Source organism: Nocardia flavorosea (assembly GCF_015477805.1).
Classification (GTDB): domain Bacteria; phylum Actinomycetota; class Actinomycetes; order Mycobacteriales; family Mycobacteriaceae; genus Nocardia; species Nocardia flavorosea_A.
In genome coordinates this window covers 185,690-208,562 of the sequence record NZ_JADLQL010000006.1, presented here as the reverse complement: position 1 = coordinate 208,562, position 22,873 = coordinate 185,690, and the positions used below count along the sequence as shown (strand labels likewise).

The 22,873-nt window shown below is 66.2% G+C and carries 21 protein-coding genes; 10 read left to right on the top strand and 11 right to left on the bottom strand.

Annotated features, from left to right (window positions below; genetic code table 11):
* Nucleotides 1-271 precede the first annotated feature (271 nt).
* From IU448_RS24910 to IU448_RS24900, 3 genes are all read left to right on the top strand, one after another.
* Nucleotides 272-1,363 carry a cytochrome P450 gene (locus IU448_RS24910; RefSeq protein ID WP_324188711.1) on the top strand — a complete coding sequence of 364 codons (1,092 nt, stop codon included), beginning with the start codon at nt 272-274 and terminating at the stop codon, nt 1,361-1,363.
* 387 nt (nt 1,364-1,750) lie between these two features.
* A complete protein-coding gene (locus IU448_RS24905) occupies nt 1,751-2,878 on the top strand; it encodes a radical SAM protein (RefSeq protein WP_195058124.1) in 1,128 nt (375 codons plus the stop codon).
* 18 nt (nt 2,879-2,896) lie between these two features.
* Nucleotides 2,897-4,123, top strand: a complete 1,227-nt coding sequence (locus tag IU448_RS24900) for a cytochrome P450 (RefSeq protein ID WP_195058123.1) — start codon at nt 2,897-2,899, stop codon at nt 4,121-4,123.
* Nucleotides 4,124-4,129: 6 nt separating this feature from the next.
* On the opposite strand, the gene IU448_RS24895 is transcribed toward IU448_RS24900, so the two are convergent.
* A complete protein-coding gene (locus IU448_RS24895; RefSeq protein WP_195058122.1) occupies nt 4,130-4,846 on the bottom strand; it encodes a TioE family transcriptional regulator in 717 nt (238 codons plus the stop codon).
* A gap of 79 nt (nt 4,847-4,925) precedes the next feature.
* Here IU448_RS24895 and IU448_RS24890 point away from each other — a divergent pair, with 79 nt between their 5' ends.
* The gene (locus IU448_RS24890; protein WP_195058121.1) at nt 4,926-6,092 is read left to right on the top strand and encodes an erythromycin esterase family protein; all 1,167 of its coding nucleotides are present in this window, start codon (nt 4,926-4,928) and stop codon (nt 6,090-6,092) included.
* A 443-nt stretch (nt 6,093-6,535) separates the two neighbouring features.
* Here IU448_RS24890 and IU448_RS24885 read toward each other — a convergent pair whose 3' ends face one another.
* The 6 genes from IU448_RS24885 to IU448_RS24860 all read right to left on the bottom strand — a co-directional run bounded on the left by IU448_RS24885 (nt 6,536) and on the right by IU448_RS24860 (nt 14,053).
* Nucleotides 6,536-7,276: an SCO6745 family protein gene (locus IU448_RS24885; protein WP_195058120.1), complete on the bottom strand. Its 741-nt coding sequence runs from the start codon at nt 7,274-7,276 to the stop codon at nt 6,536-6,538.
* A 171-nt stretch (nt 7,277-7,447) separates the two neighbouring features.
* Complete coding sequence (locus tag IU448_RS24880) at nt 7,448-8,107, bottom strand: hypothetical protein (RefSeq protein WP_195058119.1); 660 nt, start codon at nt 8,105-8,107, stop codon at nt 7,448-7,450.
* 129 nt (nt 8,108-8,236) lie between these two features.
* Complete coding sequence (locus tag IU448_RS24875; RefSeq protein ID WP_195058118.1) at nt 8,237-9,496, bottom strand: amidohydrolase family protein; 1,260 nt, start codon at nt 9,494-9,496, stop codon at nt 8,237-8,239.
* Between the two features lie 232 nt (nt 9,497-9,728).
* Nucleotides 9,729-11,156, bottom strand: coding sequence for a FadD3 family acyl-CoA ligase (locus IU448_RS24870; RefSeq protein ID WP_195058117.1), 1,428 nt, complete (start codon nt 11,154-11,156; stop codon nt 9,729-9,731).
* A gap of 12 nt (nt 11,157-11,168) precedes the next feature.
* Complete coding sequence (locus IU448_RS24865) at nt 11,169-12,365, bottom strand: amidohydrolase family protein (protein ID WP_195058116.1); 1,197 nt, start codon at nt 12,363-12,365, stop codon at nt 11,169-11,171.
* Between the two features lie 38 nt (nt 12,366-12,403).
* Entirely contained in the window at nt 12,404-14,053 is a 1,650-nt protein-coding gene (locus IU448_RS24860; RefSeq protein WP_195058115.1) for an AMP-binding protein, read from the bottom strand.
* A 93-nt stretch (nt 14,054-14,146) separates the two neighbouring features.
* On the opposite strand from IU448_RS24860, the gene IU448_RS24855 reads away from it, so the two are divergent.
* A complete protein-coding gene (locus IU448_RS24855; RefSeq protein ID WP_195058114.1) occupies nt 14,147-14,863 on the top strand; it encodes an enoyl-CoA hydratase/isomerase family protein in 717 nt (238 codons plus the stop codon).
* A 155-nt stretch (nt 14,864-15,018) separates the two neighbouring features.
* On the opposite strand, the gene IU448_RS24850 is transcribed toward IU448_RS24855, so the two are convergent.
* Nucleotides 15,019-15,597 (bottom strand): TetR/AcrR family transcriptional regulator, encoded by a 579-nt coding sequence (locus IU448_RS24850; protein WP_195058113.1) that lies wholly within the window; start codon nt 15,595-15,597, stop codon nt 15,019-15,021.
* 300 nt (nt 15,598-15,897) lie between these two features.
* Here IU448_RS24850 and IU448_RS24845 point away from each other — a divergent pair, with 300 nt between their 5' ends.
* Both IU448_RS24845 and IU448_RS24840 read left to right on the top strand, forming a co-directional pair.
* Nucleotides 15,898-17,166 carry a cytochrome P450 gene (locus IU448_RS24845; RefSeq protein ID WP_195058112.1) on the top strand — a complete coding sequence of 423 codons (1,269 nt, stop codon included), beginning with the start codon at nt 15,898-15,900 and terminating at the stop codon, nt 17,164-17,166.
* A 50-nt stretch (nt 17,167-17,216) separates the two neighbouring features.
* Complete coding sequence (locus IU448_RS24840; RefSeq protein ID WP_195058111.1) at nt 17,217-18,053, top strand: mycofactocin-coupled SDR family oxidoreductase; 837 nt, start codon at nt 17,217-17,219, stop codon at nt 18,051-18,053.
* Nucleotides 18,054-18,128: 75 nt separating this feature from the next.
* On the opposite strand, the gene IU448_RS24835 is transcribed toward IU448_RS24840, so the two are convergent.
* Nucleotides 18,129-19,037 (bottom strand): serine hydrolase, encoded by a 909-nt coding sequence (locus tag IU448_RS24835; RefSeq protein WP_195058110.1) that lies wholly within the window; start codon nt 19,035-19,037, stop codon nt 18,129-18,131.
* A complete protein-coding gene (locus IU448_RS24830) occupies nt 19,034-19,909 on the bottom strand; it encodes a LysR family transcriptional regulator (protein ID WP_195058322.1) in 876 nt (291 codons plus the stop codon). The genes IU448_RS24835 and IU448_RS24830 overlap by 4 nt, the downstream gene beginning before the upstream one ends.
* 152 nt (nt 19,910-20,061) lie before the next feature.
* Here IU448_RS24830 and bla point away from each other — a divergent pair, with 152 nt between their 5' ends.
* Entirely contained in the window at nt 20,062-21,018 is a 957-nt protein-coding gene (bla, locus tag IU448_RS24825; protein ID WP_324188710.1) for a class A beta-lactamase, read from the top strand.
* Between the two features lie 45 nt (nt 21,019-21,063).
* On the opposite strand, the gene IU448_RS24820 is transcribed toward bla, so the two are convergent.
* Nucleotides 21,064-21,705 (bottom strand): pentapeptide repeat-containing protein, encoded by a 642-nt coding sequence (locus IU448_RS24820; protein ID WP_195058109.1) that lies wholly within the window; start codon nt 21,703-21,705, stop codon nt 21,064-21,066.
* Between the two features lie 154 nt (nt 21,706-21,859).
* On the opposite strand from IU448_RS24820, the gene IU448_RS24815 reads away from it, so the two are divergent.
* Both IU448_RS24815 and IU448_RS24810 read left to right on the top strand, forming a co-directional pair.
* Nucleotides 21,860-22,108 carry a hypothetical protein gene (locus IU448_RS24815; RefSeq protein WP_195058108.1) on the top strand — a complete coding sequence of 83 codons (249 nt, stop codon included), beginning with the start codon at nt 21,860-21,862 and terminating at the stop codon, nt 22,106-22,108.
* Between the two features lie 342 nt (nt 22,109-22,450).
* Nucleotides 22,451-22,852, top strand: a complete 402-nt coding sequence (locus IU448_RS24810) for a DUF427 domain-containing protein (RefSeq protein WP_195058107.1) — start codon at nt 22,451-22,453, stop codon at nt 22,850-22,852.
* The last annotated feature ends 21 nt before the right edge of the window (nt 22,853-22,873 follow it).

The following is a 22,873-nucleotide window of genomic DNA, read 5'->3' as shown; positions in this document are numbered from 1 at the left end:
GCTTGCGGCCGATTCGCTACCGCAATACTGTTCCGGCACAGAGGTTGTCTCAACTGAGACAACTTCTGTTCTGTTGTTGTTGCATTCATTGGAGTTCCCGGCCTTGGCCAAGTCTCTACCATCGACCGAAGCCGGCACTGGCGGCTGCCCGTACTCCGCATCCGCACGGACCGATCTCTCGCCGCGGGTAGCTCTGTACACGGAGGAGTACGCCGCAGATCCGCATCGCGTCTTCGCGCAGATGCGTCGCCGGCACGAAACCCTTGCACCGGTGGAGCTCGCACCCGGTATTCCGGCCACTCTGGTGATCGGCTACCACACCGCGATCCGGATCTTCAACGACCCCGAGCATTTTCCGGCCGATGCGCGCTCGTGGGAAAAGAACGTCCCGGCAGACCACCCGCTCATGCCGATGATGGCGTGGCGGCCCAATGTGATGCGCAGTACCGGACGGGAACATGCCCGCTACCGGCAGGCGATCACGGCCGCGCTGGACGGGGTCGACCTGTTCTCCATGCACCAGAATGTCGAAGCGGTTGCCACCCCGTTGATCAACGACTTCTGCATGGACGGTAACGCCGAACTCATCGGCCAGTACGCGTTCCCGCTGACCTTTGAGGTGCTCAACGCCATGCTGGGCTGCCCGCCGGATCTCGGGCAGTACATCGCTGCCGGGATGGCCGCCATGTTCGAAGGCGGCGCCGCCGCCACCGAAGCCGACGCCAGGATCAACGAAGCGCTCCTGGAACTCATCGCGCTCAAACGCGCCGAACCGGGTCGCGATGTCACCTCCCGCCTGCTCGCCCACCCGGCCGGTCTGCAGGATTCGGAGATGGTGCACCAGTTGGCCGTGCTGTACGGGGCGGGTATCGAGCCGCTGACCAACCTGACCGTCAACACCCTGCTTCTCATGATCACCGATCCGCGCTTCGCCGGTACGTCGTCCGGCGTGGCGCCGACGACTCGGGACGCGCTCAACGAGCTGCTGTACACCGATCCGCCGATGGCGAACTACTGTCTCAGCTATCCGAGGCAGCCGACCATGCTCGACGGCGTATGGCTGCCGGCCGATCAGCCGGTGCTCATCGGCATGTCGGCCTGCAACAACGATCCGGCGATCCATGCGGGCGAGTACACCGACAACAACGCGCATCTGGCATGGGGCTCGGGCCCGCATACCTGCCCGGCCAGGTCGATCGCCTATATGGTTGCCCAGAACGCGATCGATCAGCTGCTCGACGCGCTCCCCGAGGTACAGCTGGCCTGCCCGGTCGAGGAATTGCACTGGCGACCGGGGCCGTTCCATCGTGCACTGTCGGCGCTGCCGGTGATGTTTCCGCCGTCCCCACCGCTCGGTCCGTGAAGTTGCTGCGGCGTAGCCGGTTACGGCTACGCGGTGGCTGACGCAACGGTGGGCGCGCGGCTACGTTGCGCGGCACGGGCATGTAGAACTTACGCAACGTGTACCGTTGCGCCGGAATAGATTCGGCGACCTTCGGCGCGTATCGTAAAAAGCATCAAGGATACGTCAGAGGGGTCGCGCTGTCAGCGGGCCTATCCTAGAATTCTTTGTGGCGCTAACGATTTCAGTTCCGTAGGACCACTCCGTATCCGCATTCTCACCCACCACCGCCGAATCCCGTTGATTCGGCAGCGCATCGGCAGCAACTGTTGTTCTTTTGACATGTTCGGCTAGCCGGTGACATCTAGCAGCGCGCAGAACTTGCCGCATCGCACCGAGGAGGATGTCGTGGCTCAGCCCGTTTTCTTGGACGTCAGGCCAAGTAAGGAACGCATATTAACCCGAGCATTCGAACTCGCGCAAGAGGATCCGGCACTGGCCGAACGTTTGTTGCGTGTGAACGATGTAGCCCGCGGAATTCGCACCGTGGAGGTGTGGGTTACCGACGCCTGTAACCTGCGGTGCAAGGGGTGCTGGTTCTTCGAGCACGATATGGACAAGCAGAGCGTCGAGATTCGTGATCTGGGGACGATCCGCGCCTTCGCCGAAGACCTGCGCGACAACAAGAAGATCACCAGCACACTGCTGATCGGCGGTGAGCCCGCGCTCGTCCTGGACCGCGTCCGCGTATTCGCGGAGACGATTCGCAATGTCACCGTCGTGACGAACGGTACGCGGCCGATACCCTACGACGGGCTGGAAGATCTCGCCATCGCGGTATCGCTGTGGGGCGGCGGACCGGTCGACGACGAGTTGCGCGGCCACGGAGTCAACGGCCGGCGGATCAGCGGGTTGTTCGACAAGGCGTTGCGCACCTACACCGGTGACCCGCGAGCCACCTGGGTCTACACACTCAGTGAAGCCGGAATGCCGTACCTCGAACGCACTGTCGCAGCCATCGCCGAGAACGGCAACCAGGTCAATTTCGGTTACTACAGCGATAACGGCACCGACCCCACCGCCCGCCTGCACAACGAGGAACGGGCGATCGAGGAAATGACGCGGATGCGCGAAACCTACCCCGATACCGTGATCGGCGATCCGTATTACTTCCGCACGCTGGTCACCGGCCGTACACATTGGGGCACATTCGGTGCCGAAACCTGCCCCAGCATCAGCAACGATCACCCCGCGCACGCCCAGCGCCTGACCGAGGGCCACCCGATCGTCGGCCGCTTCAACGCGTACCGCACCGACCACAGTGTCCAGTACTGCGCCACCACCGGAGATTGCGACAACTGCCGGGACAGCCAGGCCGTGTGGAGCTGGCTGCTGGTCAATATGCACCGCTTCCTGGGTGATATCGACCAGTTGCACACCTGGGTGTCATTGGCCGAGAACTTCTACCGCCAGTACTACTGGTCCGATTACCATCCCGCCCGGCAGGTACCCGCCCAACCGGCGGTCGGAGCGTAGGGCGGATAGCGACCGACCATGGCAGCAATGTCTCTGGAAAAGGCACGGCTCTTCTCCGATGTCCTTCGCGGTGACCCGGGTGCCCGGATCCTCTGGGCCCGCCCCGGGTCCGACCGGCACCGGGAATACGAGAAGGTCCGTGCCCGGGGCGCCCTGGCCGCCAGTCGCCGCGGCCTGTTGTTCACCGCCTCCCACCCGCTGTGTCACCAGGTCCTGACAAGCGGCGACTTCGGCCCGGCGCCGATCGGAGCGTCGGCACGCCGGCGCAACGCGTCCGGCGATGTCACGCTCGTCCATCCGGTCGACGACTCCTTTCTGAAGCTGGAGCCGCCCCGGCACACCGAACTGCGGTCGATGGTGGCCCCGACGTTCCACCGGCGCGCACTGGCCGATCTCGGGCCCCGGATCGAAAAGAGTGTCGGTAACTGCCTGAACGAGCTCCCGCACGACCGGGCCACCGATCTGGTCACGAACTACGCCGAAGCCGTTCCGATGGCGGTGATCTCGGAAATCCTCGGCCTGCCGCATTCGGACGCTCCGCGTTTCGCCGCCTGGGGGAAGGTGCTGGCCTCGTTGCTGGACGGAGCCAGAACGGCGGAGGAACGGCAGCGTTCGCGTGCTCTGGTCACCGAGATGACGGCGTATTTCAAGGACCGTCTGGAGCAGGCCGAACCGGGAAGCACCGGGCTCATCGGCGCTGTGGCGCAGCAGTGCCCGGCGCATCTGACGTTGCGGGAGGCCATCGCCACCTGCAGCATGCTGCTGGTCGGCGGCTTCGGCACCGCCACACATCTGCTCGGAAACGCCCTGTACATGCTGCTACGGCAACCCGGCCTCCACCCGGCGGACGGTGACTACACGGCGCTGATCGAAGAATCCCTGCGCTACGACACCCCTGTTCAGTACGTCGTCCGGGTCGCCAAAACCGATACCCGGCTCGCCGGCCGGCCCATCACCGCCGGAACGCCGATCGTACTGTTGCTCGCCGCCGCGAATCGCGACCCGGAGATCTTCACCGACCCGCAGGTCTTCGACCCCCGGCGCCGGGAACCGCATCGCCACCTCACCTTCGGTGCCGGAATCCATTTCTGTATCGGTGCCGCGCTGGCCCGTGCGGAAGCGACGATCGCCGTCCAGCGATTCTTCGAAAGATATCCGGACGCGCGTATCGCGGGAAAACCGCAACCCCTGCAGTCGCGTGCGCTCCACGGGTTACGCGGGCTGCCCGTCGTTCTCGGGAACTGAACGGGATCACGGCCGTTCGAGGTAGCGCAGGTAGCTGCCGAGCAGCCCGGCCGCCGCCAGCATCGCGACCCCGCGCGCGGTCAGTTTGCCCTGCCAGCCGTCGAGTGCGGCGGCGAGGGCATCGGTGCCGCCGGCCGCCCGGATCTGTTCCACCACGGTGGCGATTTGGGCGAGACCGTAGCCGCCGCGGCGGAGCAGGTGGGCCAGTTCGGCGTCCCGGATATCGGATGCGAGGAAGATCCGGTATCCGGTGGCCGGGTCGCGGCCCGGGGTGAGGACGCCGGCGGTTTCCCATTTGCGCAGGGTCGCCGGGGTGACCCGGAGGTGGTGGGCGAGTTCGCCGACCGTACGGGGGGCGGGATCGATCGAACGGCCGGTGCCGGCGCCGGTTCCGGCCGTCAGGTGACCGATGGCCCGCCGGACCGCGTCGAGGGTTTCGCGATCGCGTAACAGTTGGTGGTGGCCGCGGTCGATGAGTTCCAAGGCGGTATCGAGTTCGCCCTCGTGCAGACCGTTCATGATCCGGCCGGCGAGGGCGTGACCGTATGCGGTGATCAGGGCCAGGTAGGCGCGCAACGCCGCGGCGTGCACTTCGGTATAGCGGCGATAGCCGGTGGGTGTGCGCTCGGCCGCGGGAATGAACCCATCGCGTTCGTAGTTGCGGACGGCCTGTGTGGAGAGTCCGTGCTCACGGGCGAGGTCGGCCGGGCGGAGGTTGCGCACGGTTTGAGACTACATGCCAGTAATACGATGTGAATGCCGGGAAAGTTTAAACCGTTCTTTCAAAGATACGATCGAAGAAATGACCTTCGATACGACAATCATCGACATCGACTCCACCGACCTGCTCGCGTTCGGTGAACCGACCCACCTGGAACCCGCCTTTGCCTGGACCCGCAACGACCTGTTCGCCGAATTGGCCGGCCGCGGATTCCGGTCGATAGCACTCGAAAGCGATCGCGTGGCCGCGCTCGTCGTCGACGACTACGTCCGGCAGGGGAGGGGCACCCTGGACGAGGCCATGCGGACAGGTTTCTCACACGGTTTCGGTGAGATCGAGGCCAACCGGCAGTTGGTCGCCTGGATGCGGGCATACAACGAGAACCGGCCCGCCGGACAACGGGTGGCCTTCCACGGCTTCGACGGGCCGATGGAAACCATGAACGCGCCCAGCCCACGCCGGTACCTCGAATACGCCCGGCGCTACCTGGGTCTCGACCACGACCTGGACGGTCTTGCGGGTGCGGACGAACGCTGGCACCGTACAGAGGCGGTCATGGACCCGGCCGAATCGCCCGGCGCCACCCGCGAAGCCGATGTTCTGCGGGTGCTGGCCGACGATATGCGCACCGAGCTCTACGCACGCGCGCCCGAGCTGGTGGCGAAAACCTCGCAGGCCGAATGGTTCCGGGCCGAGACTCAGCTGACCGCCGGACTCGGCATGCTGCGATACCACCGGCAGGCCGCGCAACGCATCGGCCAGGAAGCGCGGTGGAACCGGATGTGCGCCTTCCGGGACGCACTCATGGCGCAGAATCTCCTCGATATCCGGCGCGTCGAGGCCGGACGCGGTGCGACCCTGGTGTTCGGACACAACCTGCATCTGCAACGCAACATGAGCCGGATGCGCATGGGTGATATGGACCTCGAATGGTCTGGCGCCGGCGCCATCGTCGGGTCGCTGCCGGGCTTCCGGTATTCGGTGATGGTCGGCAGTCTGGGACGTGACGCCGCCATTGGCATGCCGGAACCCGCTGTCGGCACCTACGAGGGGTTTCTCCAGGGCCGTATCGGAGCCCGGGAGCTGATTGCGCCGATCGAGATACCGGCAGCTGTCACACGAAACGATTACACGCCTGCCCACGGCTACTTCCCACTCGACCGCGCAATGGTGGAGGCAGCCGATGCGATCCTGCACATCCACGACGGCGCTGCTCACCGGGGCGAATCGCCGAACGAAGTCCGGTGAACGTACCGGAACTGGACGGCCTGCGATATCTACGCACGGTGCGGGGTGAGCCCGTCGGCCGACCGACTGCACCGATCAAAGCGCCGACCCCGGTTGATTCCGGGAGCCGCACCGAACGCGCGTGTATGTGGGCGGCGCGCAGCGCCGCCCGCTACAAGCAGTTCTGTAGCAGCTGCGCGCGGGTGAAATCCGGAACCGCGGCCCGGACGATCCGATCGCTGCATGACCGCGGTGAGCAACCGTCGGGAAACGGTCGGCGCGGGTTGTTCGCGGCGTGGTCACCACACCACCGTGCTCACGGTGTTCTGGCAACGCGTTTGCCCGCCCGACGGGTCTCCGGCCTTGTACGGACCGGCCGGCGCGATGAGAACCCGCGACCATTCGCCGACCCGGCCTGACCGCACGTTCTCCGCGGGCCGTACGTTCTCCGTGGGCCGGGCGATTCAGCGGGCGAAGGTTGCGGTGTGGGCGGCGGCGACCAGCCGGACGAGATCGTCGGCATCGCCGTCGGCCAGCACCGCGAAAGCCGGGGCGATCAACTCGTCGGTCACCGATTCTGCCTGTTTCCAGGCGTCGCGGATCTCGTCGGTGATCTCCTCGAAAGGTTCGGGCCAGCCGTACCAGCGGGCCTGCCCCGGGCCGTCGTTGAGCGGGGAACCGGAAACCAGGACCGCCTGCAACGGGGTGATCCCGGATGCGCGTACGGCCAGCAGGTGCAGGCCGCCGCGGAGTTCACGCAGGACGTGCGCGAGCTGCATGACCCGCGCGGCCGGATCGGTGGGCAGGGGCATCGCCCGCCAGCCGGCGAACAACGGGACCCCGGAGGGATCGGCCGCTACCGCAACGGCTTCCATGAGAGCAGCCAGCCGGGCCGACTCCTCGAAGGCGCCGAGTTTGCGCCGGCCGAATTCCTGGCAGGCCACCGCGTAGCGCTGCGCGGCTTTTTCGGCGGGCATCGCCACCGATTCCCACGCGGTGCGAATCGAATGTCCGGGGAAGAATCCGAACGCCGCGGTGACCACATCGGCGTCCACCTCGCCGAGTACACCGCCGCGGCCGCGGGTGTAGGGGCCGAAGAATTCGTCCACACCGGTCTCGGCAGCGTACGTCCGTGCCTCCCTGGAGAACATGAACGCCCCGCCGAGCTGCTGGATATGGTTGTTCACGGTTGCGCCGACCGACATTGCGACTCCTTCTCGCCCTGATTCTTCCAGTCACCGTATCGGGTCTTTACGCCGTACGGAAGGGTGGTCGGGAGGCTTCTGTCCGGGCCGGTCCTCGGTTTGACGCGGCTGCCGGATGCTCACATGCGCGACCGTCCGGTGTGCTCACCGGCTGTGCCCGGTTATCTCGAGTTACCGGACAAGGGCGCTCCGGTGCTGTGCGTAGGTGATGACGTCCATGGTGTAGGCCGGTAGCTCGCGGCCGGTGAAACAGGCCCGCAGGTGTTGGACCGCGTCGTCGAGTTCCGGGCCCGGCCCGCGGCCGGCGAGCAGGACGACGATCGTCTCCCAGGTGCCGATGTGTGGATCCGCGTGAGCCAGGAGTTCGTCGAGGTAGCGGTCCGGTTCCACCAGTTGCAGGGCGCGGCGTGCGCAGGTGTGGACCCGGCGGGGGAGTTCGGCGCGAACGGTGTCGATATCGGATTGCCGGACATTCCCGTCGGGGGCCGACCGCAGGCTCCACGGCCCGGACGGTTCCGTGCCGGCGTTCGCGGTGGTCAGCAGATCGGGGCCCGTGGCCTCTTCCAGTGGTATGGGCGGCAGGCCCAGCCGGGAATTACGCCAGTTCCCGAACTCCCACCACGCGGCCGGGGTGGCGGTCAGGTACAGGTCGAATCGGAGTACCTGCTGCCCGTCGGTCCACAGGCGGGATGCCCGGGTGCGCCCGACGGCGGCGACCCCGCCCGGTTCGACGCGTACCCAGCGCGGATCGTTGCCGTGGAAGCCGTACGGCTCCAGCAACTTCTGCGTTTCCCGCAGTAAACGGCGCAGCGCCGGATCGGGTCGGACCATCCCGGCAGATTATCGAGTCGGTCCGACAGGTTCCCAATGCCCAGCTCAGCTCCCCGGCAAAGGCATTCCGCCGCCCCGTTGAACTCGGCCGGCGGACGGCGGACAGCGGGCTGGTGTCCGCGTTTCCGGTCAGCTCGCGTGCTTGGCTGCGTAGCGGTCGGCATACTCCTGGCGGGTGGTGGTGGACAGATCGACATCGGCGCCCTCGGCTCGTAGCGCGCCGACCGTCGCTTCTGCCCGGGTCCGGTGGGCGAAGGGATCCCAGTTCAGGAAGCGGCAGGCGTTCTGCCAGGTGATCTTGTCGATATCGGAATCGTCGGCGCCGGCGCCCTCGAGTTCGTTCAACACGAATTCGGGCGCGCCCGGCCATAGTGAATCCGAGTGCGGGTAGTCGCATTCCCAGGCGATATTGTCGATTCCGATCTCGTGCCGGAGTTTCAGCGAGGTCGGGTCGGTGACGTAGCAGGCCATGACATGCTCGCGGAACACCTCGCTGGGCATTTTGCCGCCGAAATCGCGGCGCAGCCAGCGCTGATTGGTGTAGTGCCGGTCGGAGCGATCCAGGAAGAACGGAATCCAGCCGACACCACCCTCGGACATCGCGACCTTCAGCTTCGGGTAGGTGCGGAAGGCCGGGCCCCACAGCAGGTCTTGGACACCGATCAACGAGATGCTGGGTGCGAGGACCATGAGGTTGTCGATCGGCGCGTCCGGCGCCAGCTTCAACACGCCGAAACCCTGCCCGATGTGCAGGTTCATGACGGTGTCGTTATCGCAGAGCGCCTTGAACACCGGGCCCCAGTAGCCGATATCGTGATAGCTGGGCAGACCGTCGATATGCGGCAGTTCCGGCATGGTCACCGAACGACAGCCCTTGGCGGCGAGCCGGTTGATCTCGTCGACGGCCAGTTGTGGTTCCCACAGCGGCAGGATTCCGATCGGGATGAAACGGCCCGGGTAGGCGCCGGCCCATTCCTCGATATGCCAGTCGTTGTAGGCGGAGATCATCGCCACGGTGATGTCGTCCATGCCGCCGCGGCTCAGATGCCCGGCGCTGAAACCGGTGAAGGTGGGAAAGCACATGGAGCCGAGGACGCCGTTGGCGTCCATATCGCGTACCCGATCGTGGATGTCGTAGACGGCGGGCCGCATTTCGGCATACCCGGCGGGGTCGTAACCCCACTCTTCGGGGGGCCAGGAGACGACCGCGTTGAGCCCCGTGACACCGGTCGGCCGGTCCCGGTAGATCCAGCGGTCGATGCCCTGATCGTCCACCACCACCTTGGGGACGTACTCGGCGTACTTCTTCGGCACGTGGTGGTCGAACATATCGCGCGGTTCGACCACGTGGTCGTCGATGCTCACCAGAATCATGTCGTCGATATTCACCGGATTCCTCGCTGTTCATGGTCGACGCCGGGTGCACCCGGTTGTAAGAGTGGAAATCTCCACCTATGAGAATGGCGCTCTCGGTTGTATTCGACGATACACCGCGGGCCGGTGCCGGGTCGAGACGATCGGAGCGGATCGTGAAACGGCTCGGCTCGCCCTCGCGGCAGCCTCCCCGCTGCGTACGCCCGACGGTGTGCCTGCCCTGTTACCGGTCGCCGACCGGCGGTGCTCAACGCAACTGGTCCTTCATCACCTTTCCGGTGGCGTTGAGCGGGAGCTCGTCGAGGAATACCACCGACCGCGGCACCTTGTAACCGGCCATTCGTTCCTTGGCCCAGGCGATCAGATCGGCTTCGCGGACGGCTTCGCGCGCCACCACGAATGCTTTGCCCACCTGCCCCATTCGTTCGTCGGGTACTCCGATCACCGCGGCCTGGGCGACCGCCGGATGCGCCAGCAGAAAACCTTCGATCTCGGCCGGGTAGGCGTTGAATCCGCCGACGATGTACATATCCTTCTTGCGCCCGATAACCTTCAGCCGGCCGTCTTCGTCGAGGCTGCCCAGATCGCCGGTGTGCAGCCAGCCGTCGGCGTCGATCGCCGCGGCGGTGCCCGCCGGATCGTCCAGGTATCCCTGCATCACGCTGTACCCGCGGATGAGCACCTCACCGTCGTCGTCGATACGCAGCTCCACACCGTCGCATGCCGTTCCGGCGGTGGTGGCGATCTGTTCGAAGGTGTCGCCGGGCCGGGATGCGGTGGCCGTGCCTGCTTCGGTGAGCCCGTACCCGGTCATGATCGACCGGAAGGGCAGTTCCTGACGGATTCGGCGGATCAGGTCTACCGGGATATCGGCGGCCCCGGTGACCGCGGCCCGCAGCGACGAGATATCGCGGGTGCCCTCGTATTCGAGCAGAGAATGGTAGAGGGTCGGCGCGCCCGGGAGCATGGTGACCCGTTCCTTCTCCACCAGTTCGAGCACCTTGCCGACATCGAACACCGGTACGGGAAGCATGGTGGCGCCCCGAATGAGCGAGGCGACGATACCCGCCTTCAACCCGAAGGTGTGAAAGAACGGGTTCACCATCAGGTAGCGATCGCCCGCGCGGAGATCGGCCAGATCGCACCATTCCGTATAGAGTCGCAACGTCTGCAGATGGTTCATCATCACGCCCTTGGGACGCCCGGTGGTGCCCGAGGTGTAGATGATGTCGGCGATATCGGTACCCGCCACTTCGCCTTCGAACGGTGCGCCGCTGCCGAGGAACTCCGATTTCAGATCGAAAACCGGAATTCCGGGCGGCGCCGGATAGTCGCCGCCGAGGAAGCCCTTCTGCACGAGTAGCACCGCGGCGCCGCTGCGGCGGATGACGTCGGCGGCTTCGTCGGCTTTGAACCGGGTGTTCACCGGAACCAGGACGCCGCCCGCGGTGAGCAGACCGAGTGCGGCGATGATCCATTCGGCGGAATTGGGTGCCCATACCGCCGCCCGATCGCCCTTGCCGATCCCGGCTCCGGCGAACGCCCCCGCGGCCCGGCGGATCCGGTCCGCGAGTTCTGTATAGGTCAACCGCAGGTCCCCGTCCACCACCGCTTCGGCATCACCGAATCGGTCGGCGGTGGACAGGGCGAGCTGCGGGATCGTCTCCCAGGTCATGGGTGGTTCCGCTCAGACCTTCAGCAGTCGCGCCAGGTTGCCGCCCATGATCTCGGCCTGGTTCTCCAGCGGCATATCTTTGATCTCGTGGATGTAGCGGGCCGGTTCGGCCAACCCTTCCGGATGCGGCCAGTCGGAACCGAACAGCACATGATCGGCGCCCATGACCTCCGACAGCCGCTGCAGATCCTCTTCCCAGAACGGGCTCACGTAGAGGCTGCGTTTGATGGCCTCGATCGGATTCTGGAAGCCGAAGCCCTCGGGCGCCTTCTTGTAGACGTCGGACAGCTGCTGCAATAGTGGTTCCAGCCAGGCCGAACCGTTTTCGATCACCGCGATCTTCAGATCGGGGAAGCGGTTCAGTGCACCATGGCACACCCAGGACGCGACCGCGTCGGTGACCGGCCGCCACTGGTTGGTCATCGCGAAGGTGTTGGTCTGGAACGGCAGCATCTCCTTGTCACTGCCGTCCCATTCGGCGTCGAAGCGGGAATAGCCGCTGTCGGAGGAATGCATCGTGACCAGCACATCGAGTTCGACGACGCGTTTCCAGAACGGGTCGAACTCCGGCAGCGCGAACGAGCGCATGCCCTTGAATCCCGGAACCGGGGCCGGGCGCACCAGGATGGCCTTGGCACCGTGTTCGACCACGGCCCAGTTCAGTTCGTCGATCGCCCGTTCGACGATCGGCAGGGTGATCACCGGAACGGTGAAGATCCGGCCGGAGTGCACGAAGCTGCCGTCCTGACCCCAGTCGTCGAGCATCCAGCGGTTCAGCGATTCGATGACCGCATGGATCAGTTCGGGGTGGTGGCGCATCCGCTCCTCGACGAGGCTGGCCAGGGTCGGGAACATGAGCGCGCGCTGTAGCTGGAGATCGTCCATGACCTTCAGTCGTGCGTGCGGGTCGCGGAAGGCATCGATCGCCTTCATCGATTTGCCGAAGATTTCGCGTCGGCTCTTGCCCTCGGGGTTGCCGTGCTTGAAATAGTCCTCCATCGCGCCCGGGCGGGCGACGACCTCGAAGGTCGGGTTGGGGATGTACTCGCTGATCTGGCCGAGTACCGCGATCTTGGTACGGCCGTTGATCTCGACGTACTGGATGGCGCCCTCGTACTGCTTCGGCAGGTGGCGGGTGAGCGCCTCCTTGGTTTCGTAGAGGTGGTTGTCGGCGTCGAAGAGCTGGTAGGGCAGCTCGACTTTACTCATGAAATCCTCCTTGGCTATTTAAGAGAATCGTATTCTCGTCATGGTTCGGTCGCAATGGCGTCGTTGCCGGCCGCGGCGGCTTCCGGGCGCGTCGCGGCCAGCTCGCGCCGGATGACGAACTTCTGGATCTTTCCGCTGGGGGTCCGCGGGAAATCGGTGACGATATGGAGCTCCTCGGGCCATTTCTGTTTGGCCAGCCCCGCCTGCGCGAAATGCGCGCGCAGTATCGCGATATCGGGTTCGGGGTGCCCCGGCAGGCAGCGCACCACCGCGGCGGTGCGTTCCCCCAATCGTGGATCGTGGACGGCCACCGCGACCCCCTCGGCCACGCCCGTCAGAGTCAGCAGCACCTCTTCGACCTCGAGTGCGCTCACGTTCTCCCCGCCGCGGATGATGATGTCGGATTTGCGGTCGGTGATGGTCAGGTAACCGTCTTCGTCGACGGTGCCGATATCGCCGGTGTGGTACCAGCCGTCGGCGTCGAAAGCGTGCGCGGTGAGGTCGGGATCGGTGTAGCCCAGGCACAGATCCGGTCCGCGACTGATGATCTCGCCGTCCGCTGCGATCCGGAACTCCACGCCCGGTAGAGCGCGGCCGTCGGTGAACAGCCGCTTGTCCGCGGGTTCGGTGGCCAGTGACCCCGTGATCGACGGATGTTCGGTACTGCCGTACGAACGGAAGACCCGGATCCCCAGGCTCTCCAGCCGGGTGCTGACCGCGGCGGGGACCGCGGCGCCGCCGAGCCCGGCGTAGCGCAGCTGGGCCAGATGTGCGGGTTCGTAGTCGGGATGATCGAGCAGGCTGGTGACGAAATAGCTGACTCCGCCGCCCACACAGATGTTCTCGGAGGCCATGAGCTCGAGTGCCCAGCCCGGATCGCAGATATCGAGCAGATGGATCGGCGCACCGTCGAGCACCGGGATGAGCAGGGCGTTGAGCATGCCGATGAAATGCCCGACCGGCGCCGAGGTGAGCTGATCACCCCGATCCGGCGGGTACATCCCGGCCAGTTGCCGCACTTCGTAGCCCAGGGTGTTGTGGCTGTGCACGACCCCCTTCGGCGCCCGGGTGGTCCCGGAGGTGAACGCGATACACGCGGGGTTGTCCGGGGCGGTGGTCAGTACGCCGGTCAGCGGTTCGGTATCGAGTAGTGCCTCGAAATCCCGGCCTACCACGCCCACCACGGGAACATCCGCGCACAACTGCGGGTCGAATTCGTTGTGGCCGAAGCGTTCGCAGGTGATGAACGCTTTCGGGCCGACCGCGCCGAGGATGTAGCCGAGCTCTTTGCGGCCGTAGAAATGTGCGATGGGTACCACCGTGGTGCCCAGCAGGGCGCAGGCCCAGTAGGTGGCGGCGGCCTCCATCCAGTTCGGTAGCTGGAAGGCGACGATATCGCCGGGGCCCACCCCGCGCCGGCGCAGGCCGTTCGCCAGCCGCCGGGCGGTCAGTTCCACATCGGCGAATGTGCCGGTGTAAGGGCGGGTTCGCGAATGCACCGCGAAGGTCGCGCCGGGCGTGGTTGCCAGGCCGCGGGCGAGGAGTTCGCCGAGTGTTTCGTCGGTCCACCAGCCCGCTTCGCGGTAGTCGCGGGCCAGGTCGGCGGGGATCCGGCGGGTGAGCGGACCGGGTGCGCCGCAAGTGTGCGCCCGTGTGGTGTCTTCGCTCGTGCGCGATGAATGCGGCATATGACGAACTCCCGATCCGAGCGCCGGAAACCAGCGGGAAAGTATATGATTCTCTATGTAAGAGAATCATATTTCCGTCGAGGAGAACAAGTTGTGATCGAGCTCGAACTGGCGGACGGACTGGCCGTCCTCACCATCAACCGCCCGCACGCTCGCAACGCCATCGCCCTGGACACGATGGACGAGCTCGACAAGGCGATCGACGCAGCGGCCGGGGCGCGGACGCTGGTGATCACCGGTGCCGGTGACAAAGCGTTCGTCTCCGGCGGCGACCTGAAAGAACTCGCCGCGTTGCGAACCCACGAGCAAGCGGTGGAGATGGCGAGCCGGATGCGGCGGGTGTGCGGCAAACTCGCCGGCTTCCCCGGGCCGGTGATCGCCGCGCTCAACGGGCACGCCCTCGGTGGTGGGGCCGAGGTCGCCGTCGCGGCCGATATCCGCATTGCGGCCGCCGATATCAAGATCGGGTTCAATCAGGTCGCCCTGGCGATCATGCCCGCCTGGGGAGGTGCCGAACGGCTGACGCGGCTGGTCGGGCGGAGCCGCGCGCTTCTGCTGGCCGGTTCGGGGGAGATGGTCACCGCACCCGAGGCCGAACGGCTGGGCCTGGTGGACCGGGTCCTGCCGCGCCCGGAATTCGACGCGGGCTGGCGTTCGCTGGCGCGAGCCCTGGCCACCCCGTCCGCCGGTGCGATCAAACGAGTGATCGACGGTGCCACTCCGCAGGAGGCAGTGGACGCTTTCGCCGAACTCTGGGTCGCCGATGCCCATTGGGTCGCGGCCGAACAGGTGATGAACCGCGGGAAATGAGGTCCGCCGTGCAGCAGCTGCCGCGAACAGTCGGTGAGATCCCGCGTGTATGGCCGAATGGGAACGCGGGATATGCCGAGTTTCCGGTCGGTGGAGGCCGGCAGGAGTTGCGCAGCCTGTCGCCGCGCATGTCCGCAGTACCGGTGGAGATGCGCCTATTTTTCGAGGAGGTCGATCTCGCGTTCGGCGAAGGCGAAGGTTTCGGCGTGCCCGGCCGTCATTCCGAGTGCCTGTTCCAGGACGACCATCCGGGCAGCGCCGGTCATCAGCACCGACAGTACCTCGGCGGGGAAGCGGTCCATATCGACGCCGTACCCCTCCAGCATCCGGCCCAGAGCCTCGGTCTGTGCTGCGCGGAACTGTTCGGAGTAGCGCGCCACTTCGGCGCGGATGGCCGGCCGGTGGTTGGCCAGGCCGACGAATTCCATGGTGAAACGTGCCGCGGCGGCGTCGGTGCTGAATTTCCACAGGGCGTGCAGCGGACGGTCGGAATTCAGGACCTGGGCCAGCGTTTCCAGGCCCTGGTCGGCGCGGCGGCGGAACAACTCCAGGAACAGCTCGTCCATGGAACGGAAGTAATAGTGCACGAGTTGCGGTTTGAGGCCGGCGCACTCGGCGACACGTCGCGAGGTCACCGCTGCCCAGCCCTGTTCCAGCATGAGTTCTTCGGCGGCGTCCATCAGGACGCCACGGTTCTTGGCATCGGGTGCGCCGAGCCGGCGGGGTGCTGACATGGTGGTGCCTCCTCCTGAATTGCCGCGTGGCCGTGGCGGTCCCGTGATCACCGGGGATGGTATCCCGGCTGCCGTGGCGGTTGACGCTCGCATCCCACACATGCTAAGCATGTGCTCAGCATCACACCTGAGCAGTCGCTCAGCAAGGGTCGTTCCGGATCGGCTCCGGGTAGGGGCCTCTCCGGTGGGATGCGTTCCGGCACACGGCGTGAACGGGACCGGCCCGCCCCGGAATACCTGCCGTATCAACCGGTGATCCGCGGTTGAGCACACAATTCTGCTGATATCCAGGAGGTTCCCGTGACCGATTTCGATACGGTCGACTACTTCACCGACCCGGCGCTGGTGCCCGATCCGCACCCCTACTACGACCACCTGCGGGCCAAATGCCCGGTGACACGGGAACCCAACTACGGCGTGTACGCGGTCACCGGATACCAGGAAGCCAACGACGTGCTGCGCGATTCGGACTCGTTCTCGTCCTGCATCGCCGTGGGTGGGCCGTTCCCGCCGCTGCCGTTCACGCCCGAAGGCGACGATATCACCGCACAGATCGCCGCCCATCGCACCGAACTGCCGATGTACGAGCATATGGTCACCATGGACCCGCCGGAGCACACCGACGCTCGGTCGCTGCTCAACAAACTGCTCGTTCCTTCCCGGCTGAAAGAGAACGAGCAGTTCATGTGGAAGCTGGCCGATGAACAGCTCGACGAATTCATCGACGACGGCAGGTGCGAATTCCTCGGCGCCTACGCCAAGGTCTTCACCCTGCTCGTGATCGCCGACCTGCTCGGCGTTCCCGAGGAATACCACGAGGAACTGCGGGTCAACCTGGCCGGTGGACCGACCGTGGGGTCGATCGACAAGGAGATCGTGCCGGTCAATCCCTTGGAATGGCTGGATAACCTGTTCAGCGAATTGATCACCGACCGGCGGCGCAACCCACACGACGATGTGCTGACCTCGCTGGCCGGGGCGAAGTATCCGGACGGATCGACGCCCGAGGTGACCGAGGTAGTCCGCACTGCGACCTTCCTCTTCGCCGCGGGCCAGGAAACCACCGCAAAACTCCTCGGCAGTGCTATGCAATTCCTGATCACCCGCCCCGAACTGCAGGATGCGCTGCGAGCGGACCGCAGCAGGATCCCGGTCTTCATCGAGGAGACCCTGCGGATGCAGGCGCCGGTGAAGAGCGGTTTCCGGCTCGCGAAAAAACCCGTGGAGGTCGGCGACATACCGCTGGTCGCCGGTGATCTGGTGATGGTGTGCCCCGGCGCCGCCAATCGCGACCCGCGGCGTTTCGACAACCCGCACGAATTCGATCTCGACCGCCCGAACTTCCGCGAGCACATGGCTTTCGGCCGTGGGGTGCACACCTGCCCGGGTAGTCCGCTCGCGCGAGTGGAGGGACGGGTATCGCTGGAACGGATTCTGGACCGGATGCTCGATATCCGGGTGGATCCTGAAAAACACGGTTCGGCAGACAATCCGGTGTTCCGATTCGAGCCGACCTTCATCCTGCGCGGCCTGACCGAACTGCACATCACCTTCACCCCGTACTCCTGAAAACAACGGAAGCCGGCAGGTGTCCTGCCGTAACGAGAAATGAGGAAGACATGACCGGACGGGTCGAAGGAAAAGTCGCGTTCATCACCGGTGCCGCCCGCGGCCAGGGCCGCAGCCATGCGGTACGGCTGGCCGAAGAAGGCGCCGACATCATCGCCATCGATATCTGTAAACCGATCGACACGGCCGAGATCCCCCCGGCGACACCCGCCGATCTCGCCGAAACCGAAGAACTCGTCAAGGCCACCGGTCGCAAAATCGTCACCGCCGAGGTGGACGTCCGCGACGCCGACGGGCTGAAGGAATCGCTCGCCGAGGGCGTCGGAAAACTCGGCCGCCTCGACATCATTGTCGCCAACGCCGGTATCGCCAGCGGCGGTGACACCCTGGCCGAAACCGAGGAGAAAGTCTGGCAGGAAACGATCGATATCAACCTCAGCGGTGTGTGGAAATCGGTGAAAGCCGGTGTCCCGCACATCCTGGAAGGTGGGCGCGGTGGTTCCATCGTGCTCACCAGCTCGGTCGGCGGCCTGAAGGCCTACCCGCAGACCGGCCACTATGTCTCCGCGAAACACGGTGTCGTCGGCCTGATGCGGGCCTTCGCGGTGGAACTCGGCCAGCACATGATCCGGGTGAACTCGGTGCACCCCACGCACGTGAGCACCGCCATGATCATGAACGAGAAGACGTTCCAGATGTTCCGCCCCGATCTGGAGAACCCGACCGCCGACGATATGGCGCCGATCTGCCAGATGTTCCACACCCTGCCGGTGCCGTGGGTGGATCCGATCGATATCAGCAACGCGGTGCTGTACCTGGCCTCCGACGAGGCCCGCTATCTCACCGGCGTCACGCTGCCGGTCGACTGCGGTTCGATGCTCAAGTAACCCGAGTGCACCGCTGGTGGGTTTCCCGTTTCCGATCGAAATTCCGTGGTCGGAGCTCGCCTACTGAAACCGCCGCTATCCGAGACGTCGATCTGCGGGGAGCGCGCGGCGTAGCTCGGTGACAGCGATCCGCGCGGCCTCGGCAATGGCGGCGTCCACGGCCGGTAGGGCCGGGTCGGCGCGGGCGGCGCGGGTGAAAACCGCCACCGCGACCGGGTATTCGCCCGCGAATTCGACCACCGCGACCTCATTGCGGATGATGCCGATGGTGCCCGTTTTCCCCGCTACCGCGACCGCGCGATGCGGGAAACCCGCCGCGATCCGGTGCGGCCAGACCTGGCGGCGCATCACCGCCTGCGCGAATTCCGTCTGCTGCGCCGACAGGATCTCGCCGCACCACAGCGCCGACAGCAGCCGGGTCATCTCCTCGGGTGTGGTCGCGCTCGTGTAGGCGGGATCGTAGGCCGAAACCGTCCATGCCTCGTCGTTGTCGGCCAGCGCCGCGAACGCCTCCACCGTGCTGTGGGTATCGGTATCGGAGATCAGGCTGCGCTGGATATCGGCCGTGCCGCCGACCAGCCGGGTCCGGGTGAGTCCGAGGGATTCCAGCAGGTCGTGCACCCGGGCGAGGCCGATCTCGCCGAGTAGTAGATCCGCCGCGGCATTGTCGGACACCGTCATCATCGAGGTCGCCAGGTCGCGGCGGCTCATGGTGACCGGATCGTGCAGGGCGGAGATACCGGTGGGTCCGGGGGTGCATTCGGCGGGGGTGAGGGTGAGCCGTTCCAACGGGTCGATCCGGCCGGCGTCCACCGCGTGGCAGTACGCGAGCAGTAGTGGAAGTTTGTAGACCGACGCGGTCACCACCCGTTCGGCGCCGCCGATCGAGACCTCCGCGGCGCCACCGTCACATCGCCTGGCGTGTAACCGGCCGGTGCACCCCGCGTCGGCGAATACCGCGTGAATCCGTTCCGCGACCGTCACCGCACTCGTTCCCGGAACAGCACGCTGTCCAGAGCGTCGGCCTGTTCTTCGGCGCCTGTCCGGTGGATCACCCGGCAGCGCAGTGCCACCGCCTGCGGCGCCATCCGCAGCCAGGCGACCCCCGGGATATCGGAGGGCGGGGTGGTGGTGAGACCGAAACTGGTCCCGGCGGCCACTGCGGCGAGTATCGACCGATCATCGTGCACGGTGGCCGTCGGCGCGTCGAGTCCCCGCTCGCGCAACAGGTCCCGGACCGTATCGGAGGCCGGGGGATTGGCGGCGCGCGGATACGCCGCGAAGGTGAGGCCGGCCAGCATCGGGAACACCGGACGTTCGGTGGCGGCACTGCGATGTTCGGCGGGTACCACGATCCAGCGCGGCAGCTTCACCACCGGCCGGGCCTCCACACCGTCGACCAGCGCCGGATGTTCGATCACTGCCACATCGCACAATCCCGACCGCACCGCCGACACCAGGTCCACCGTGCCGGCGACCGTGGTGGATACCGCGTCCCCAGTGTTGTTCTCGGTGCGCAGTGCGGTGACACAGGCGGTGAGGATCCGGTCCGGGAGCGCGGTGGTCGCACCCCAGTGCACGGTGCCGCGGGTGCGGGCGATGCGCTGTGCCTCGGCCAGCAGCCGGGCGGCGTCGTCGACCAGCAGCCGGGCTCGGGGCAGGATTTGCCGGCCGGCCGCTGTGAGCACCGCGCCTTGCCGCGTGCGGTGCACGAGTTCGACCCCGAGCTGGGCCTCCAGTCGTCGTAAACCCTGTGACAGCGGCGGCTGGGTCATATCGAGAACCGTGGCCGCCCGCCCGAAATGGCCCTCGTCCGCGATGGCGACGAAATAGCCGAGGTGGCGGATGAGGTCCATAGCCATATTGAACCAGCGTTCCGCCCGGCCGCCGTCCGATAGCGGTTTTGGAGCGGGTATCGCATGGCGAAACTGTTGTTCACCTGCAGCGATACCCGTTGCGTATCGTGTGTGGGAGTGTCGGATATTGGCGGCCGGCCACGGACCCGTGTGTGCTGCCCGATGTGAAACCGTCCCGGTCCGAATTCCGCGTTCCGCGCCGATCACTGGCGGCCGTATTCGCCGTTACCGCGCTCGCCGTCACCGCATGCGGTTCCGATTCGAGCGAGCCCGCCACCTCGGCGCCGGTCACGATCAGCCCGCCGGCCGTCGCCGACCTCAGCAATACGCTGATGGAGATCCAGGAACGCCACGACGTGCTGTTCGGTATCGCCGCCTACAGCCCGACGGGTGCGCGGACCTTCGAGTGGAATGCCGCGGACCGATTCGCCCTCACCTCCACCTTCAAGGTGTACGCGGTGGCCGCGCTGCTGCGCCTCGCCGAACGCGGGGAAGTGGACCTGAACGAGCAGGTGCCGATCCTGGCCGGCGATATCGTGATCGCCTCGCCGACCACCAGCTACCGGGTGGGCGAGACCCTCAGCTGGTACGACCTGTGCCAGGCCGCCCTCGTCCGCAACGACAACACGGCCGCCAATCTCATCCTGCGCCGGATCGGCGGCCCGCCCGCGGTCACCGCGCTGGCCCGCATGATCGGCGATACCGAAACCAGGTTGGACCGCTGGGAACCCGCCCTCAACGAAGCCCTCCCCGGCGATATCCGCGATACCAGCACCCCCGCCGCGTTCGCCGGGGGCCTGCACCGGCTGATTCTCGGCAATGCGCTGATCCCCCAGCACCGGCGGCTGCTCACCGGCTGGATGCGGTCGAGCGTCACCTCCGGCGAGCGGATGCGCGAAGGGCTGCCGGTCGGCTGGGTGGCAGCCGATAAATCCGGTACCGGCGCCTACGGCACCGTCAACGATGCCGGTGTGGTGTGGAGTCCCACCGGAACTTCGGTCGTCTTGGTCATTTTCAGCCGCTCGACCATCGGCTACCCCATGGCCGCGCCCAGCAACCAGGCCCTCGCCGATGCCACGACGGCGGTGCTGGAGACGGTAACCGGCTGACGCCGCGACCGGGGCCCGCAGGCGAGAGAACACGAGTAGCGAAGGTCATTCCTGGACGACCAGCCCGACCGTCGCGGCCAGGGTCGGCGCGAGATCCAGCAGCTGGCCCGGGGTGACGAGCGCGCCGCGCAACGATTCCACCCCGTCGGCGATACCGATACTGTGCGCGCGCCGGAAGTCGACCTTCTTCAGTTGTGCGTTGCGCACCGTCAACGCCGATACCTCGGACCCCGGAAAGCTCACCTCCGACAGCTTCGCGCTACCGAAATCGACATGGCGCAGGACGCAGTCGACGAAGCGGACCTTGGTCAACCGGGCGTTGCGGAAGTTCACCGAGTCCAGTTTGCAGTTGTGGAAGACCACCCGGCGCAGTTCGGCCCCGCCGGCCTCCACGCCCGACCAGCCTCCCTCGATCACTTCCGCATCCAGCCACGCGGTATCCGGCATATCCGTACCGGTGAACCGGACACCGTGCAGCCAGACATCGGCGAACCGCGCAGCACCGGCCAGACCGTGGTCGATGTGCACCGAGCGGAAGGCGCACTGGTCGAATACCGCATTGCGGAGGTCGGGTTCGGTCAGCACCGTATCCTCGAACACGGCACAGTCGTATTCACGCTCGAGATCCGGATCGCCGGCTGGTTCCAGCCATTGTGCGAACGGCAGTTCGGCCAGTTCCCGGGGCATACGACTCCTTCGCTGATCATGTGTGTGCACGCCGCGCCGGTCCCACTGTAGATGCCTGCCGGATCCGAACTCGAGCATGCGGCCGAGCCGCTGCGTATGGGCCTGGGTCGCCGGCGAACTCGTTCCCCCGGGCGGAGCACACCGGCAGGAGAATATGCGCGCGAATACCGTGGCGAATCCGGTGGGCGGCCCGGGCGTGCATCTGCCGGCGGGGCATGCCGTGGCCCCGCCCCCGGCCGCCGCGGACAACCGCGGTGCGGTGGTCGTCTGCCAGGGGCCGGACGTCACCGCCGTGCGCACCGGGCAGCGACGCCGCCCACCGTCGGCCATAGTGCCTGATCCGGAGGGTCTGGCCCGCGCCGGCGATCTCGGACGAATCGAACATTCCCTATTTGGAGAATGATATTCTCATCCGCAAGCCTTGCGGTGGCTGTGATGGCTTTTCGGAAGCTTCGAAAACGATCTGTACCCAGGGGATGTCCCATGCTCGCATTTATCCTTACAAAGATTGATGGACGGGTCCGATCGGGAGTGCGAACGGCTCATCCGCCGGACAGTCGCAGGCCGGTCGCCGGTGGATGCCGGCCCGCTGCGGACGGCCGGTGTACTGCGCTGATCGGGTACGGTCGGGGATACCCCGGCACGCGATTGCCGCCATGCCGATGCGGTGGTTCCGGTCCGGGAGTCGCCGGTATTTCGATCCGTCGGTTCCGGCGCCCTCGTCCGACCGAGATTCGGAGCAATCATGAGTGAACAGGCCCCGCCCTCCGGGTACCGGCACCGCCCCGACTACCGGGTCGATCTGCTGGTCCGCACCAACACGATGACCGCCGCCATCGACGGGCAGCAACTGGCGGTGAGCGACGAATGCCTGCTGGTGGACGAACAGGACCACGGCCTGGTGGTGTACTTCCCGCCGCAGGCGGTGAACTCGGATCTGCTCGAACCCGTCGCACTGCATACCGTGTGCCCGTTCAAGGGCCAGGCGTCGTATTGGACACTGCCGGGCAGCGACCGTCCCTGGGTCGCATGGTCCTACCCGCAACCGCATCCGCAGGTGGCGCGACTGGCCGGGTATATCGCATTCGACCAGTCCGTGGTGCAGGTGACAATCGGTGCCGGCCGGTACACCGGGGGGCGGGCGTGAGCGGGCCGCGCCCGGAGGCGG